The 15,430-nt window shown below is 57.8% G+C and carries 11 protein-coding genes and 1 tRNA gene; all 12 read left to right on the forward strand.

The window, feature by feature from the left end; genetic code table 11:
• Window positions 1-73: 73 nt before the first annotated feature.
• The 12 genes from PM2_RS28560 (at window position 74) to fusA (ending at window position 15,388) form a co-directional block, all read left to right on the forward strand.
• Window positions 74-149 (forward strand) — tRNA-Trp (locus PM2_RS28560).
• A 44-nt stretch (window positions 150-193) separates the two neighbouring features.
• Window positions 194-562: a preprotein translocase subunit SecE gene (secE, locus tag PM2_RS28565; protein WP_003255502.1), complete on the forward strand. Its 369-nt coding sequence runs from the start codon at window positions 194-196 to the stop codon at window positions 560-562.
• A 9-nt stretch (window positions 563-571) separates the two neighbouring features.
• Entirely contained in the window at window positions 572-1,105 is a 534-nt protein-coding gene (nusG, locus tag PM2_RS28570) for a transcription termination/antitermination protein NusG (RefSeq protein ID WP_003255501.1), read from the forward strand.
• Window positions 1,106-1,224: 119 nt separating this feature from the next.
• Window positions 1,225-1,656 (forward strand): 50S ribosomal protein L11, encoded by a 432-nt coding sequence (gene rplK / locus PM2_RS28575; RefSeq protein WP_003255500.1) that lies wholly within the window; start codon window positions 1,225-1,227, stop codon window positions 1,654-1,656.
• Window positions 1,656-2,351 (forward strand): 50S ribosomal protein L1, encoded by a 696-nt coding sequence (rplA, locus tag PM2_RS28580; protein ID WP_009681244.1) that lies wholly within the window; start codon window positions 1,656-1,658, stop codon window positions 2,349-2,351. The genes rplK and rplA overlap by 1 nt, the downstream gene beginning before the upstream one ends.
• A gap of 197 nt (window positions 2,352-2,548) precedes the next feature.
• On the forward strand, window positions 2,549-3,049 hold the full coding sequence (gene rplJ, locus PM2_RS28585) for a 50S ribosomal protein L10 (RefSeq protein ID WP_016715872.1): 501 nt from the start codon (window positions 2,549-2,551) through the stop codon (window positions 3,047-3,049).
• A gap of 77 nt (window positions 3,050-3,126) precedes the next feature.
• Complete coding sequence (gene rplL / locus PM2_RS28590) at window positions 3,127-3,492, forward strand: 50S ribosomal protein L7/L12 (RefSeq protein ID WP_003255496.1); 366 nt, start codon at window positions 3,127-3,129, stop codon at window positions 3,490-3,492.
• 220 nt (window positions 3,493-3,712) lie between these two features.
• Window positions 3,713-7,786 carry a DNA-directed RNA polymerase subunit beta gene (rpoB, locus tag PM2_RS28595; protein WP_016715871.1) on the forward strand — a complete coding sequence of 1,358 codons (4,074 nt, stop codon included), beginning with the start codon at window positions 3,713-3,715 and terminating at the stop codon, window positions 7,784-7,786.
• Between the two features lie 64 nt (window positions 7,787-7,850).
• Window positions 7,851-12,050: a DNA-directed RNA polymerase subunit beta' gene (gene rpoC / locus PM2_RS28600; protein ID WP_016715870.1), complete on the forward strand. Its 4,200-nt coding sequence runs from the start codon at window positions 7,851-7,853 to the stop codon at window positions 12,048-12,050.
• Between the two features lie 211 nt (window positions 12,051-12,261).
• Window positions 12,262-12,633 carry a 30S ribosomal protein S12 gene (gene rpsL / locus PM2_RS28605; RefSeq protein WP_003255492.1) on the forward strand — a complete coding sequence of 124 codons (372 nt, stop codon included), beginning with the start codon at window positions 12,262-12,264 and terminating at the stop codon, window positions 12,631-12,633.
• Window positions 12,634-12,739: 106 nt separating this feature from the next.
• Window positions 12,740-13,210, forward strand: coding sequence for a 30S ribosomal protein S7 (rpsG, locus tag PM2_RS28610; protein ID WP_003246741.1), 471 nt, complete (start codon window positions 12,740-12,742; stop codon window positions 13,208-13,210).
• 30 nt (window positions 13,211-13,240) lie between these two features.
• Window positions 13,241-15,388, forward strand: a complete 2,148-nt coding sequence (gene fusA, locus PM2_RS28615; RefSeq protein ID WP_016715869.1) for an elongation factor G — start codon at window positions 13,241-13,243, stop codon at window positions 15,386-15,388.
• The last annotated feature ends 42 nt before the right edge of the window (window positions 15,389-15,430 follow it).

The following is a 15,430-nucleotide window of genomic DNA, read 5'->3' on the forward strand; positions in this document are numbered from 1 at the left end:
AGCAAAAATTATTGAATAAGTAGTTGATTTACTTGATCAGGCCGGTATAATGGCCGGCCTGATACAGCGTTACAGGTCAGTAGCTCAATTGGCAGAGCGACGGTCTCCAAAACCGTAGGTTGGGGGTTCGATTCCCTCCTGACCTGCCATTTCACTTCGGTGTGATGGCTTTCTTCTCACAGGATCCTCCTCGATGACTCCCAAAACTGAAGCCCAAGAATCGCGTTTTGATCTGTTCAAGTGGCTGGCTGTAGTGGCTTTGGTGGTTGTTGGTGTTGTGGGTAATCAATATTACTCCGCCTCTCCAATCCTGTATCGCGTCCTCGTACTTCTCGTCCTGGCTGCTGTCGCGGGCTTTGTAGCTCTGCAGACTGCGAAGGGCAAGTCGTTCTTTGCGCTGGCGAAGGAAGCTCGTACCGAGATTCGTAAAGTCGTGTGGCCGACCCGCCAGGAAACCACCCAGACCACGCTGATTGTCGTGGCTGTCGTGCTGGTTATGGCACTGCTGTTGTGGGGGCTCGATTCCCTGCTCGGCTGGGCGGTCTCCTTGATCGTTGGCTAAAGGTGTCCCGTGGCTAAGCGTTGGTATGTTGTGCATGCTTACTCGGGTTACGAGAAGCATGTAATGCGCTCTCTGATCGAGCGCGTCAAGCTGGCTGGCATGGAAGACGGTTTCGGCGAGATCTTGGTCCCGACCGAAGAAGTCGTCGAAATGCGCAACGGCCAGAAGCGCAAGAGTGAGCGTAAATTCTTCCCTGGCTATGTATTGGTCCAGATGGAGATGAACGAAGGGACTTGGCACTTGGTCAAGGACACCCCTCGTGTGATGGGCTTTATTGGTGGCACTGCAGACAAGCCTGCGCCGATCACCGATAAAGAAGCTGAGGCTATCCTGCGTCGCGTTGCCGACGGTAGCGACAAGCCGAAGCCGAAGACGCTGTTCGAGCCGGGTGAAGTGGTTCGAGTCATTGACGGTCCGTTCGCTGACTTCAATGGTAGTGTCGAAGAGGTTAACTACGAGAAGAGCCGTCTGCAGGTCGCAGTGCTCATCTTCGGTCGCTCTACTCCGGTAGAGCTCGAGTTCAGCCAGGTCGAAAAGGTCTAGGCGGACGAAGCATCCCATACCCCGCAGCCCTGTGTGCTGCGGGGTTTTGTCGTCACTGGGATAAAACGCAAGTCATCCGGGGAGCCAGCAGGCGTTCGTACCCGATTTTGGAGTAGCTCATGGCTAAGAAGATTCAGGCTTACATCAAGCTGCAAGTTAAGGCCGGCCAGGCCAACCCAAGCCCACCCGTTGGTCCAGCACTGGGTCAACACGGTGTGAACATCATGGAATTCTGCAAGGCCTTCAACGCCCGTACCCAGGGTCAAGAAGCCGGCCTGCCGACTCCCGTGATCATCACTGTTTACAGCGACCGTAGCTTCACTTTCGAGACCAAGAGCACCCCTGCCTCGGTTCTGCTGAAGAAAGCTGCTGGCCTGACCAGTGGTTCGGCTCGCCCGAACACCGTTAAAGTCGGTACCGTTACCCGTGCTCAGCTGGAAGACATCGCGAAAGCCAAACAGGCTGACCTGACTGCCGCTGACCTGGACGCTGCTGTACGCACCATCGCTGGCTCTGCCCGCAGCATGGGCCTGAACGTGGAGGGTGTGTAATGGCTAAGCTGACCAAACGCCAAAAGGCAATCGCCGAGAAAATCGAAGCAGGCAAGGCCTACAACTTCGAAGAAGCGGCAACTCTGCTGGCCTCGCTGCCTGCTGCCAAGTTCGTAGAGTCCTACGACATCGCCGTTAACCTCGGTGTTGACCCGCGTAAATCCGACCAGGTCGTACGTAGCGCTACTGTGCTGCCACACGGCACTGGCAAGACCGTTCGCGTTGCTGTCTTCACCCAGGGTCCAGCTGCTGAAGCCGCTCTGGCTGCCGGCGCTGACCGCGTAGGCATGGACGACCTGGCTGCCGAAATGAAAGGCGGCGACCTGAACTATGACGTCGTCATCGCATCGCCTGATGCCATGCGTGTTGTAGGTCAGCTGGGTCAGGTTCTGGGTCCTCGCGGCCTGATGCCTAACCCGAAAGTCGGTACCGTAACTCCAGACGTAGCCACTGCCGTGAAAAACGCCAAGGCTGGTCAGGTGCGCTACCGTACCGACAAAAACGGTATCATCCACACCTCCGTTGGCAAGGTCGGCTTTGAAGCTGGCAAGCTGAAGGAAAACGTTGAAGCCCTGATCGCTGACCTGAAGCGTATCAAGCCAGCTTCTTCGAAAGGTATCTACGTCAAGCGCGTTACCCTGAGCACCACCATGGGCCCAGGTCTGGTCATCGATCAGAGCTCGCTGAACGTGTAAGAACATGGTGGCGTGACCTGTCACGCCACCAGCAAAAATTGGGGTCCCTGCCTGGCGGGGGCTATCCAAGACCGTAGGCGGCGCAAGCCTTAAAACACCAGCCCACGCAGATGGTGCTCCCGATTCGTTACCGAATCAGACACCAAAACGACATCCGGCTTCGGCCAGATGAAACGGTAAAAACCAGGAGTAAACCCGTGGCAATTAAACTCGAAGACAAGAAGGCCATCGTCGCTGAAGTCAACGAGGCTGCCAAAGTCGCTCTGTCCGCTGTCGTGGCTGATGCCCGTGGTGTGACTGTAAGCGCAATGACCGGACTCCGTAAAGAGGCCCGCGAAGCTGGCGTTTACGTACGTGTTGTACGTAACACCCTGCTGAAGCGCGCTGTTGAAGGCACCGAATTTTCGATCCTCAACGACGCGTTCAAAGGCCCGACCCTGATTGCTTTCTCCAACGAACACCCGGGCGCTGCTGCTCGTCTGTTCAAAGAGTTCGCCAAGGGTCAGGACAAGTTCGAGATCAAGGCAGCTGCGTTTGACGGCAATTTCATTGCAGCGAACCAGATCGACGTGTTGGCTACCCTGCCGACCCGCGACGAAGCTATCGCAAAACTGATGAGCGTGATCCAAGGCGCCACCAGCAAGCTGGCTCGTACTCTGGCAGCCATTCGCGACCAGAAAGAAGCTACCGCCGCCTAAGGCGTGCGAACTCTTTCAAAATCATACGTTTAATTTGATGGCTGCGTAGGCTGTCACCCCAATACAGGATTTAAGTCATGTCTCTGACTAACGAACAAATCATCGAAGCAATCGGCCAGAAAACCGTTCTGGAAGTTGTTGAGCTGATCAAAGCTATGGAAGAAACCTTCGGCGTTACCGCTGCTGTTGCCGCTGCTGGCCCAGCTGCTGCTGCTGCCGTTGTTGAAGAGCAGACCGAGTTCAACGTTGTTCTGGTTGAAGCCGGCGACAAGAAAGTGAACGTGATCAAAGCCGTTCGCGAACTGACCGGTCTGGGCCTGAAAGAAGCCAAAGAGAAAGTCGATGGCGCTCCTCAGGTTGTAGCTGAAGGCGTTTCGAAAGAAGCCGCTGAAGACGCTAAGAAGAAGCTGGAAGAAGCAGGCGCTAAAGTCGAGCTGAAGTAATCTCGACCTTGCGATGCCAGCCTAAGCGTCGAGCGAAGGGCTGATGGCTGGTGGCTTACGCCACCGGCCTTTTTCCGTTATTGGTGGTCGGTCAGGCCGGCCCCGATAACAAGCTGCAAGACACCCATGTGGGTGGCGCAAACCAAGGGGTTTGCACGATTTTCTGGCTGCTCCCGCCGGGAGAAGCCAAACAAGCAGGTGACCAAGCTGGGGAACGCTGATGGCTTACTCATACACTGAGAAAAAACGTATCCGCAAGGACTTTAGCAAGTTGCCGGACGTCATGGATGTGCCTTACCTCCTGGCCATCCAGCTGGATTCGTATCGCGAATTCCTGCAAGCGGGAGCATCCAAGGATCAGTTCCGCGACGTCGGCCTGCACGCGGCCTTCAAATCGGTATTCCCGATCATCAGCTACTCCGGCAATGCTGCCCTGGAGTACGTAGGCTATCGCCTGGGCGAACCGGCCTTCGATGTGAAGGAATGTGTCCTGCGTGGCGTGACCTTCGCGGTCCCACTGCGGGTCAAGGTGCGCCTGATCATCTTCGACAAGGAATCGTCGAACAAAGCGATCAAGGACATCAAAGAGCAAGAAGTCTACATGGGTGAAATCCCCCTGATGACTGAGAACGGTACCTTCGTTATCAACGGTACCGAGCGTGTGATCGTTTCCCAACTGCACCGTTCGCCTGGTGTGTTCTTCGACCACGACCGTGGCAAGACCCACAGCTCCGGCAAGCTGCTGTACTCCGCTCGCATCATCCCTTACCGCGGCTCCTGGCTGGACTTCGAGTTCGACCCGAAGGACTGCGTGTTCGTGCGTATCGACCGTCGCCGCAAACTGCCGGCTTCGGTGCTGCTGCGTGCCCTGGGCTACAGCACTGAAGAAGTGCTGAACACCTTCTACACCACCAACGTGTTCCACATTTCCGGCGAAAAGCTCAGCCTGGAACTGGTGCCTCAGCGTCTGCGTGGTGAAGTTGCAGTCATGGATATCCATGACGAAACCGGCAAAGTCATCGTCGAGCAAGGCCGCCGTATTACTGCGCGCCACATCAACCAGCTCGAGAAAGCCGGCGTCAAGCAGCTGGACGTTCCAATGGAATACGTCCTGGGCCGCACTACCGCCAAGGCCATCGTGCATCCGGCTACCGGCGAGATCCTGGCCGAATGCAACACCGAGATGACCACCGAACTGCTGATCAAGGTCGCCAAGGCACAGGTTGTCCGTATCGAGACCCTGTACACCAACGACATCGATTGCGGTCCGTTCATCTCCGACACCCTGAAGATCGACACCACCAGCAACCAGCTGGAAGCTCTGGTCGAGATCTACCGCATGATGCGTCCAGGCGAGCCGCCAACCAAGGATGCAGCCGAGACCCTGTTCAACAACCTGTTCTTCAGCGCCGAGCGTTACGACCTGTCTGCCGTTGGCCGCATGAAGTTCAACCGTCGTATCGGTCGTACCGAGATCGAAGGTTCGGGCGTGCTGAGCAAGGAAGACATCGTCGAGGTTCTGAAGACCCTGGTCGATATCCGTAACGGCAAAGGCATCGTCGACGACATCGACCACCTCGGTAACCGTCGCGTACGTTGCGTTGGTGAAATGGCCGAGAACCAGTTCCGCGTTGGCCTGGTGCGTGTAGAGCGCGCGGTCAAGGAACGCCTGTCGATGGCGGAAAGCGAAGGCCTGATGCCGCAAGACCTGATCAACGCCAAGCCGGTTGCGGCGGCGGTGAAAGAGTTCTTCGGTTCCAGTCAGCTGTCCCAGTTCATGGACCAGAACAACCCGCTCTCCGAGATCACCCACAAGCGCCGCGTCTCTGCACTCGGCCCTGGCGGTCTGACCCGTGAGCGTGCCGGCTTCGAAGTCCGAGACGTACACCCGACCCACTACGGCCGTGTGTGCCCGATCGAGACCCCTGAAGGTCCGAACATCGGTCTGATCAACTCCCTGGCAGCCTATGCCCGTACCAACCAGTACGGCTTCCTGGAAAGCCCGTACCGCGTTGTGAAGGAAGGCGTTGTCAGCGACGACATCGTGTTCCTGTCGGCCATCGAAGAAGCCGATCACGTCATCGCCCAGGCTTCGGCCGCGATGAACGAGAAGAAGCAACTGATCGATGAGCTGGTAGCGGTTCGTCACCTGAACGAATTCACCGTCAAGGCGCCGGAAGACGTCACCCTGATGGACGTTTCGCCGAAGCAGGTTGTTTCCGTTGCTGCCTCGCTGATTCCGTTCCTCGAGCACGACGACGCCAACCGTGCATTGATGGGTTCGAACATGCAGCGTCAGGCTGTACCAACCCTGCGTGCCGACAAGCCGCTGGTAGGTACTGGCATGGAGCGCAACGTTGCCCGTGACTCCGGTGTCTGCGTGGTTGCTCGCCGTGGTGGTGTGATCGACTCGGTCGATGCCAGCCGTATCGTTGTTCGCGTTGCCGACGACGAAGTGGAAACCGGCGAAGCAGGTGTGGATATCTACAACCTGACCAAGTACACCCGTTCGAACCAGAACACCTGCATCAACCAGCGTCCGCTGGTGAGCAAAGGCGACAAGGTTCAGCGTGGTGACATCATGGCCGACGGCCCGTCCACCGACATGGGTGAGCTGGCACTGGGTCAGAACATGCGCATCGCGTTCATGGCGTGGAACGGCTTCAACTTCGAAGACTCCATCTGCCTGTCCGAGCGTGTGGTTCAGGAAGACCGCTTCACCACCATCCACATCCAGGAACTGACCTGTGTGGCGCGTGACACCAAGCTTGGCCCAGAGGAAATCACTGCGGACATCCCGAACGTGGGTGAAGCTGCACTGAACAAACTGGACGAAGCCGGTATCGTCTACGTGGGTGCTGAAGTTGGCGCTGGTGACATCCTGGTTGGCAAGGTCACGCCAAAAGGCGAAACCCAGCTGACTCCGGAAGAAAAACTGCTGCGTGCAATCTTCGGTGAGAAGGCCAGCGACGTTAAAGACACCTCCCTGCGCGTGCCAACCGGCACCAAGGGTACCGTCATCGACGTACAGGTCTTCACCCGTGATGGCGTAGAGCGCGACAGCCGCGCCCTGGCCATCGAGAAGATGCAGCTGGACGAGATCCGCAAGGACCTCAACGAAGAGTTCCGCATCGTCGAAGGCGCAACCTTCGAACGTCTGCGTTCTGCCCTGAACGGCCAGGTGGTCGACGGTGGCGCGGGCCTGAAGAAAGGCACCGTGATCACTGACGAAGTCCTGGACGGCCTGGAGCACGGCCAGTGGTTCAAACTGCGCATGGCTGAAGATGCACTGAACGAGCAGCTGGAAAAGGCTCAGCAGTACATCGTCGACCGTCGCCGTCTGCTGGACGACAAGTTCGAAGACAAGAAGCGCAAGCTGCAGCAGGGCGATGACCTGGCACCGGGCGTACTGAAGATCGTCAAGGTCTACCTGGCAATCCGCCGTCGCATCCAGCCGGGTGACAAGATGGCCGGTCGTCACGGTAACAAGGGTGTTGTCTCGGTCATCATGCCGGTCGAAGACATGCCGCACGATGCCAACGGTACTCCGGTCGACGTCGTACTGAACCCGCTGGGCGTACCTTCGCGTATGAACGTTGGTCAGATCCTTGAAACCCACCTGGGCCTGGCGGCCAAGGGCCTGGGCGAGAAGATCGACCGCATGCTCGAAGAGCAGCGCAAAGCCGCTGAACTGCGCGTGTTCCTGACCGAGGTCTACAACGAGATCGGCGGTCGTCAGGAAAACCTCGAAGAGTTCACCGACGCAGAGATCCTGGCTCTGGCCCACAACCTGAAGAAAGGCGTGCCGATGGCGACCCCGGTCTTCGATGGTGCCAAAGAGCGCGAGATCAAGGCCATGCTGAAACTGGCTGACCTGCCAGAAAGCGGCCAGATGGTGCTGTTCGATGGCCGTACCGGCAACAAGTTCGAGCGTCCTGTGACCGTTGGTTACATGTACATGCTCAAGCTGAACCACTTGGTGGACGACAAGATGCACGCGCGTTCCACTGGTTCCTACAGCCTGGTTACCCAGCAGCCGCTGGGTGGTAAGGCGCAGTTCGGTGGTCAGCGTTTCGGGGAGATGGAAGTGTGGGCGCTGGAAGCATACGGCGCGGCATACACCCTGCAAGAAATGCTCACAGTGAAGTCGGACGACGTGAACGGCCGTACCAAGATGTACAAAAACATCGTGGATGGCGATCACCGTATGGAGCCGGGCATGCCCGAGTCCTTCAACGTGTTGATCAAAGAGATCCGTTCGCTCGGTATCGATATCGATCTGGAAACCGAATAACACGTGACGCGAAGGGGAGTGGGGCAGGTAATGCCCGCTCCCTGCTCCGCCAGGAGGAAAGGCCTTGAAAGACCTACTGAATTTGCTGAAAAACCAGGGTCAAGTCGAAGAGTTCGACGCCATCCGCATCGGTCTGGCGTCGCCTGAAATGATCCGTTCGTGGTCGTTCGGTGAAGTTAAGAAGCCGGAAACCATCAACTACCGTACGTTCAAGCCTGAGCGTGACGGCCTGTTCTGCGCCAAGATCTTTGGCCCAGTCAAGGACTACGAGTGCCTGTGCGGCAAGTACAAGCGCCTCAAGCACCGCGGCGTAATCTGCGAGAAGTGCGGCGTTGAAGTTGCCCTGGCCAAGGTTCGTCGTGAGCGCATGGCGCACATCGAACTGGCCTCGCCGGTAGCCCACATCTGGTTCCTGAAGTCGCTGCCGTCCCGTATCGGCCTGCTGATGGACATGACCCTGCGTGACATCGAGCGCGTGCTCTACTTCGAGAGCTATGTCGTTATCGACCCGGGCATGACCACCCTGGAAAAGGGCCAGCTGCTGAACGACGAGCAGTACTTCGAGGCGCTGGAAGAGTTCGGTGACGACTTCGACGCCCGCATGGGGGCCGAGGCTGTCCGCGAGCTGCTGCACGCTATCGACCTGGAGCACGAGATCGGTCGCCTGCGCGAAGAGATTCCGCAGACCAACTCGGAAACCAAGATCAAGAAGCTGTCCAAGCGCCTGAAGCTGATGGAGGCTTTCCAGGGCTCGGGCAACCTGCCTGAGTGGATGGTCCTGACCGTCCTGCCAGTGCTGCCGCCGGACCTGCGTCCGCTGGTTCCGCTGGATGGTGGCCGTTTCGCGACCTCCGACCTGAACGACCTGTATCGTCGGGTAATCAACCGTAACAACCGTCTGAAGCGCCTGCTGGATCTGTCGGCGCCGGACATCATCGTGCGCAACGAAAAGCGCATGCTGCAGGAAGCGGTCGACGCCCTGCTGGACAACGGCCGTCGCGGTCGCGCCATCACTGGCTCGAACAAGCGTCCGCTGAAGTCCCTGGCCGACATGATCAAAGGTAAGCAAGGTCGCTTCCGTCAGAACTTGCTCGGTAAGCGTGTGGACTACTCCGGCCGTTCGGTAATTACCGTAGGCCCGACCCTGCGTCTGCACCAGTGCGGTCTGCCGAAGAAGATGGCTCTCGAGCTGTTCAAGCCGTTCATTTTCGGCAAGCTGGAAATGCGTGGTCTGGCGACCACCATCAAGGCCGCCAAGAAGATGGTCGAGCGCGAGCTGCCAGAGGTGTGGGACGTTCTCGCTGAAGTGATTCGCGAACACCCCGTACTGCTCAACCGTGCACCGACCCTGCACCGTCTGGGTATCCAGGCCTTTGAACCGGTTCTGATCGAAGGTAAGGCTATTCAGCTGCACCCGCTGGTCTGTGCCGCGTACAACGCCGACTTCGACGGTGACCAGATGGCCGTTCACGTGCCGCTGACGCTGGAAGCCCAGCTCGAAGCGCGCGCGCTGATGATGTCGACCAACAACATCCTGTCGCCAGCCAACGGTGAGCCAATCATCGTTCCGTCGCAGGACGTTGTACTGGGTCTGTACTACATGACCCGTGAAGCCATCAACGCCAAGGGCGAAGGTCGCGTGTTTGCCGACCTGCAGGAAGTCGACCGCGTATTCCGCGCCGGCGAAGCTGCCCTGCATGCGAAAATCAAGGTTCGTATCAACGAAACCGTGAAAGAGCGTGATGGTTCGGTGGTCAAGAACACCCGCATCGTCGACACCACCGTCGGCCGTGCGCTGCTGTTCCAGGTTGTACCGGCAGGTCTGCCGTACGACGTGGTCAACCAGCCGATGAAGAAAAAGGCGATCTCCAAGCTGATCAACCAGTGCTATCGCGTGGTTGGTCTGAAAGAGACCGTTATCTTCGCTGACCAACTGATGTACACCGGTTTCGCTTACTCAACCATTTCCGGCGTTTCCATCGGTGTTAACGACTTCGTTATCCCGGACGAGAAAGCCCGCATCATCGGTAACGCTACCGACGAAGTGAAGGAAATCGAGAGCCAGTACGCCTCCGGCCTGGTAACCCAGGGCGAGAAGTACAACAAGGTCATCGACTTGTGGTCGAAAGCGAACGACGAAGTATCCAAGGCGATGATGGCCAACCTCTCGAAAGAGAAGGTCATCGACCGCGAAGGTAAAGAAGTCGAGCAAGAGTCCTTCAACTCGATGTACATGATGGCTGACTCGGGTGCGCGGGGTTCCGCAGCCCAGATCCGTCAGCTGGCCGGTATGCGTGGTCTGATGGCCAAGCCGGACGGCTCCATCATCGAGACGCCGATCACTGCGAACTTCCGTGAAGGTCTGAGCGTACTTCAGTACTTCATTTCGACTCACGGTGCTCGTAAAGGTCTGGCGGATACCGCCTTGAAGACTGCGAACTCCGGTTACCTGACTCGCCGTCTGGTAGACGTTGCCCAGGATCTGGTCGTTACCGAGATCGACTGCGGCACCGACCAAGGCCTGCTGATGACTCCGCACATCGAAGGCGGCGACGTTGTAGAGCCGCTGGGTGAGCGTGTACTGGGTCGTGTCATCGCGCGTGACGTGTTCAAGCCAGGCACCGAGGACGTTATCGTTCCGGCCGGTACCCTGGTTGACGAGCAGTGGGTCGAGTTCATCGAGCTGAACAGCATCGACGAAGTGATCGTGCGTTCGCCGATCAACTGCGAAACTCGCTATGGCATCTGCGCCAAGTGCTACGGTCGCGACCTGGCTCGCGGTCACCAGGTGAACATCGGTGAAGCTGTCGGCGTTATCGCTGCTCAGTCGATCGGTGAGCCGGGTACCCAGCTGACCATGCGTACGTTCCACATCGGTGGTGCTGCAAGCCGTACTTCGGCTGCCGACAGCGTCCAGGTGAAGAACGGCGGTATGGTGCGTCTGCACAACCTGAAGCAGGTTGAGCGTGCCGACGGTAACCTGGTTGCCGTATCGCGTTCGGGCGAGCTGGCCATTGCCGACGAGTTCGGCCGTGAGCGTGAGCGCTACAAGCTGCCTTACGGTGCGGTGATTTCGGTCAAGGAAGGTGAGAAGGTCGAAGCTGGCGCCATCGTCGCCAAGTGGGACCCGCACACCCACCCGATCGTTACCGAGCTGAAAGGTACCGTGACCTTCGTGGGCATGGAAGAAAACATCACCATCAAGCGTCAGACCGACGAACTGACCGGTTTGACCAACATTGAAGTACTGGACGTCAAGGATCGCCCTGCCGCAGGCAAGGAAATCCGTCCGGCAATCAAGATGGTCGATGCTGCTGGCAAGGACCTGTACCTGCCAGGTACCGACGTACCTGCCCAGTACTTCCTGCCGGCCAACGCCCTCGTTGGTGTGGCTGACGGTGCCCAGATTGGCGTTGGTGACGTTATCGCGCGTATCCCGCAAGAAACGTCGAAGACCCGTGACATCACCGGTGGTCTGCCACGCGTTGCCGACCTGTTCGAAGCGCGTCGCCCGAAAGAAGCCTCGATTCTGGCTGAAGTCAGCGGCACCATCGCATTTGGTAAAGAGACCAAGGGCAAGCGTCGCCTGGTCATCACTCCGACCGACGGTAGCGATCCGTACGAAGAGCTGATTCCGAAGTGGCGCCACCTGAACGTCTTCGAAGGTGAACAGGTAAACCGTGGTGAAGTTATTTCCGACGGCCCGAGCGATCCGCACGACATCCTGCGTCTGTTGGGTGTGAGCGCGCTGGCGAAGTACATCGTCAACGAGATCCAGGACGTTTACCGTCTGCAAGGCGTGAAGATCAACGACAAGCACATCGAGACCATCCTGCGTCAGATGCTGCGCAAGGTCGAGATCTCCGAGTCGGGCGATTCCAGCTTCATCAAGGGCGACCAGATGGAACTGACCCAGGTACTGGTAGAGAACGAGCGTCTCGCCGGCGAGGACAAGTTCATCTCCAAGTTCACCCGCGTGCTGCTGGGTATCACCAAGGCGTCGCTGTCGACCGAGTCGTTCATCTCCGCGGCTTCCTTCCAGGAAACCACCCGCGTACTGACCGAAGCGGCGGTAACCGGCAAGCGCGACTACCTGCGCGGCCTGAAAGAGAACGTGGTCGTGGGTCGTCTGATCCCGGCTGGTACTGGTCTGGCGTACCACAGCGAGCGCAAGCGTCGCCGTGATGCTGACAAGCCGCTGCGTGTGAGCGCCAGTGAGGTGGAAGCCGCACTGACCGAAGCGCTGAACTCCAGCGGTAACTAAGTACAGGGCAGGGCCCCGGCAAGCCTCGAACGACCGTCGGTGACATGAAATGTTGCCGATGATCGGGCGGGGAGGGCCGGGGCCTCGTCTTGACTGGGTGCAAGATCCTCTTTAGACTTTTGTACCCTTAAATTTGGTGAGGCTCCGTCTCGCCAATTTTTGGCTTTCTTGCAAGACAATAGAGTCGCAAGACAATCAGTGGAGCTAGTAGATGGCAACTATCAACCAGCTGGTACGTCAGCCGCGTAAGCGTTCGGTCGAGAAGTCCGACGTTCCTGCGCTGCAGAACTGCCCGCAGCGTCGTGGCGTGTGCACCCGTGTGTACACCACCACGCCGAAAAAACCTAACTCGGCACTGCGTAAAGTATGCCGTGTGCGTCTGACCAACGGTTTCGAGGTTTCCTCGTACATCGGTGGTGAAGGCCACAACCTGCAAGAGCACAGCGTCGTCCTGATCCGTGGCGGCCGTGTAAAAGACTTGCCAGGTGTTCGTTACCACACCGTTCGCGGCTCTCTGGATACTTCGGGCGTTAAAGGCCGTAACCAGGGTCGTTCGAAATACGGTACCAAGCGTCCGAAGTAATCGGCCGTTTGCAGACATCCATTTTTTTGAGTCGATAAGAGTAAGGTCGGGCAGGGGTCGAAGATCCACGTCCCGGGCTAACCTGAAGACCGTTTGAGGGCTTATCATGCCAAGACGTCGTGTAGCAGCAAAACGTGAGATCCTTGACGATCCGAAGTACGGATCCCAGATCCTCGCCAAGTTCATGAACCACGTGATGGAAAGCGGCAAGAAGGCCGTAGCCGAGCGCATCGTTTACGGTGCCCTGGATACCGTCAAAGCACGCAAGAACAGCGACCCCCTGGAAATCTTCGAGAAAGCTCTCGACGCCATCGCTCCGCTGGTCGAAGTTAAGTCCCGTCGTGTCGGCGGTGCCACTTACCAGGTTCCGGTTGAAGTTCGTCCATCCCGTCGTAACGCTCTGGCAATGCGCTGGCTCGTAGACTACGCCCGCAAGCGCGGCGAGAAGTCGATGGCTCTGCGCCTGGCCGGCGAACTGCTGGATGCTGCCGAAGGCAAGGGTGCTGCAGTCAAGAAGCGTGAAGACGTTCACCGTATGGCTGAAGCCAACAAAGCGTTCTCGCACTACCGCTTCTAATTCAAGCATCAATCATTTTGCGAGGGCTTTATGGCTCGTACTACAGCAATTAACCGCTACCGTAACATTGGTATCTGTGCCCACGTTGACGCGGGCAAGACCACCACTACCGAGCGGATCCTGTTCTACACAGGTCTGAGCCACAAGATGGGCGAGGTGCATGACGGCGCCGCGACCACCGACTGGATGGTGCAGGAGCAGGAGCGCGGTATCACCATTACCTCCGCTGCCGTTACCACCTTCTGGAAAGGTTCCCGTGGTCAGTACGACAACTACCGCGTAAACGTCATCGATACCCCCGGCCACGTTGACTTCACCATTGAAGTAGAGCGTTCGCTGCGTGTACTCGACGGCGCGGTCGTTGTGTTCTGCGGTACCTCCGGCGTTGAGCCTCAGTCCGAAACCGTATGGCGTCAGGCCAACAAGTACGGCGTTCCACGTGTTGTTTACGTGAACAAGATGGACCGTGCTGGTGCCAACTTCCTGCGCGTTGTCGGTCAGATCAAGAATCGTCTGGGTCACACCCCGGTTCCGGTCCAGCTGGCTATCGGTGCAGAAGATGACTTCCAGGGTCAGGTTGACCTGATCAAGATGAAGGCCATCTACTGGAACGATGACGACAAAGGCACCACCTACCGCGAGGAAGAGATTCCTGCTGAGCTGGTGGACCTGGCCAACGAATGGCGCAGCAACATGGTCGAAGCTGCTGCCGAGGCCAACGAAGAGCTGATGAACAAGTACCTTGAAGAAGGTGACCTGTCCGTCGAAGACATCAAGGCAGGTCTGCGCGCCCGTACTCTGGCGAGCGAGATCGTTCCTGCTGTCTGCGGTTCCTCGTTCAAGAACAAGGGCGTTCCCCTGGTTCTCGACGCCGTTATCGACTTCCTGCCTGCTCCGACCGAAATCCCGGCGATCAAGGGTATCCACCCTGACCTGATCGACGTGCCGAAGGACGAAGTCAAGCCAGAGCAGTACGACGAGCGTCCTGCTGACGACAACGAGCCGTTCTCGGCCTTGGCGTTCAAGATTGCCACCGACCCGTTCGTGGGCACTCTGACCTTCGTTCGCGTTTACTCCGGCTTCCTGACCTCTGGTGACTCCGTCATCAACTCGGTCAAGGGCAAGAAAGAGCGCGTTGGTCGTATGGTGCAGATGCACGCCAACCAGCGTGAAGAAATCAAGGAAGTACGTGCAGGCGACATCGCTGCTCTGATCGGCATGAAGGACGTCACCACTGGTGACACCCTGTGCAACGCCGAAAAGCCGATCATCCTTGAGCGTATGGACTTCCCAGAGCCTGTGATTTCGCTCTCCGTAGAGCCGAAGACCAAGGCTGACCAGGAGAAGATGGGTATCGCACTGGGCAAGCTGGCCCAGGAAGACCCGTCGTTCCGCGTCAAGACCGACGAAGAAACCGGCCAGACCATCATCTCCGGTATGGGTGAGCTGCACCTGGACATCCTCGTTGACCGCATGAAGCGCGAGTTCAACGTCGAGTGCAACGTCGGCAAGCCGCAGGTTTCGTACCGCGAGAAGATCACCAAGTCCAACGTCGAGATCGAAGGCAAGTTCGTTCGTCAGTCGGGTGGTCGTGGTCAGTTCGGTCACTGCTGGATCCGTTTCTCGGAGCCGGACGTGGACGACAAGGGCAACATCACCGAAGGTCTGGTGTTCACCAACGAAGTCGTTGGTGGTGTGATTCCTAAGGAATTCATCGCCCCGATCCAGAAGGGTATCGAAGAGCAGATGAAAAACGGCGTTGTCGCCGGCTATCCGCTGCTCGGCCTGAAGGCTACGGTATTCGACGGTTCGTACCACGACGTCGACTCCAACGAAATGGCGTTCAAAATCGCTGCTTCGATGGCAACCAAGCAACTGGCCCAGAAGGGTGGTGGCGTGGTTCTCGAACCGATCATGAAGGTCGAAGTTGTAACCCCGGAAGACTACCTGGGTGACGTGATGGGTGACCTGAGCCGTCGTCGCGGGATGATCCAGGGTAATGAAGACTCGGTGTCCGGCAAGGTAATCACTGCTGAGGTGCCGCTCGGAGAAATGTTCGGTTACGCAACCGACGTTCGTTCCATGTCTCAGGGTCGCGCAAGCTACTCCATGGAATTCTCCAAATACGCCGAAGCTCCGTCGAACATCGTCGAAGCACTCGTTAAAAAACAAGGCTAATCCCCTTTAGGCAAGAGGTTCACTGTCGTGGCTAAAGAAAAA

Source organism: Pseudomonas monteilii NBRC 103158 = DSM 14164 (assembly GCF_000730605.1).
In the GTDB taxonomy this organism is placed as follows: Bacteria; Pseudomonadota; Gammaproteobacteria; order Pseudomonadales; family Pseudomonadaceae; genus Aquipseudomonas; species Aquipseudomonas monteilii.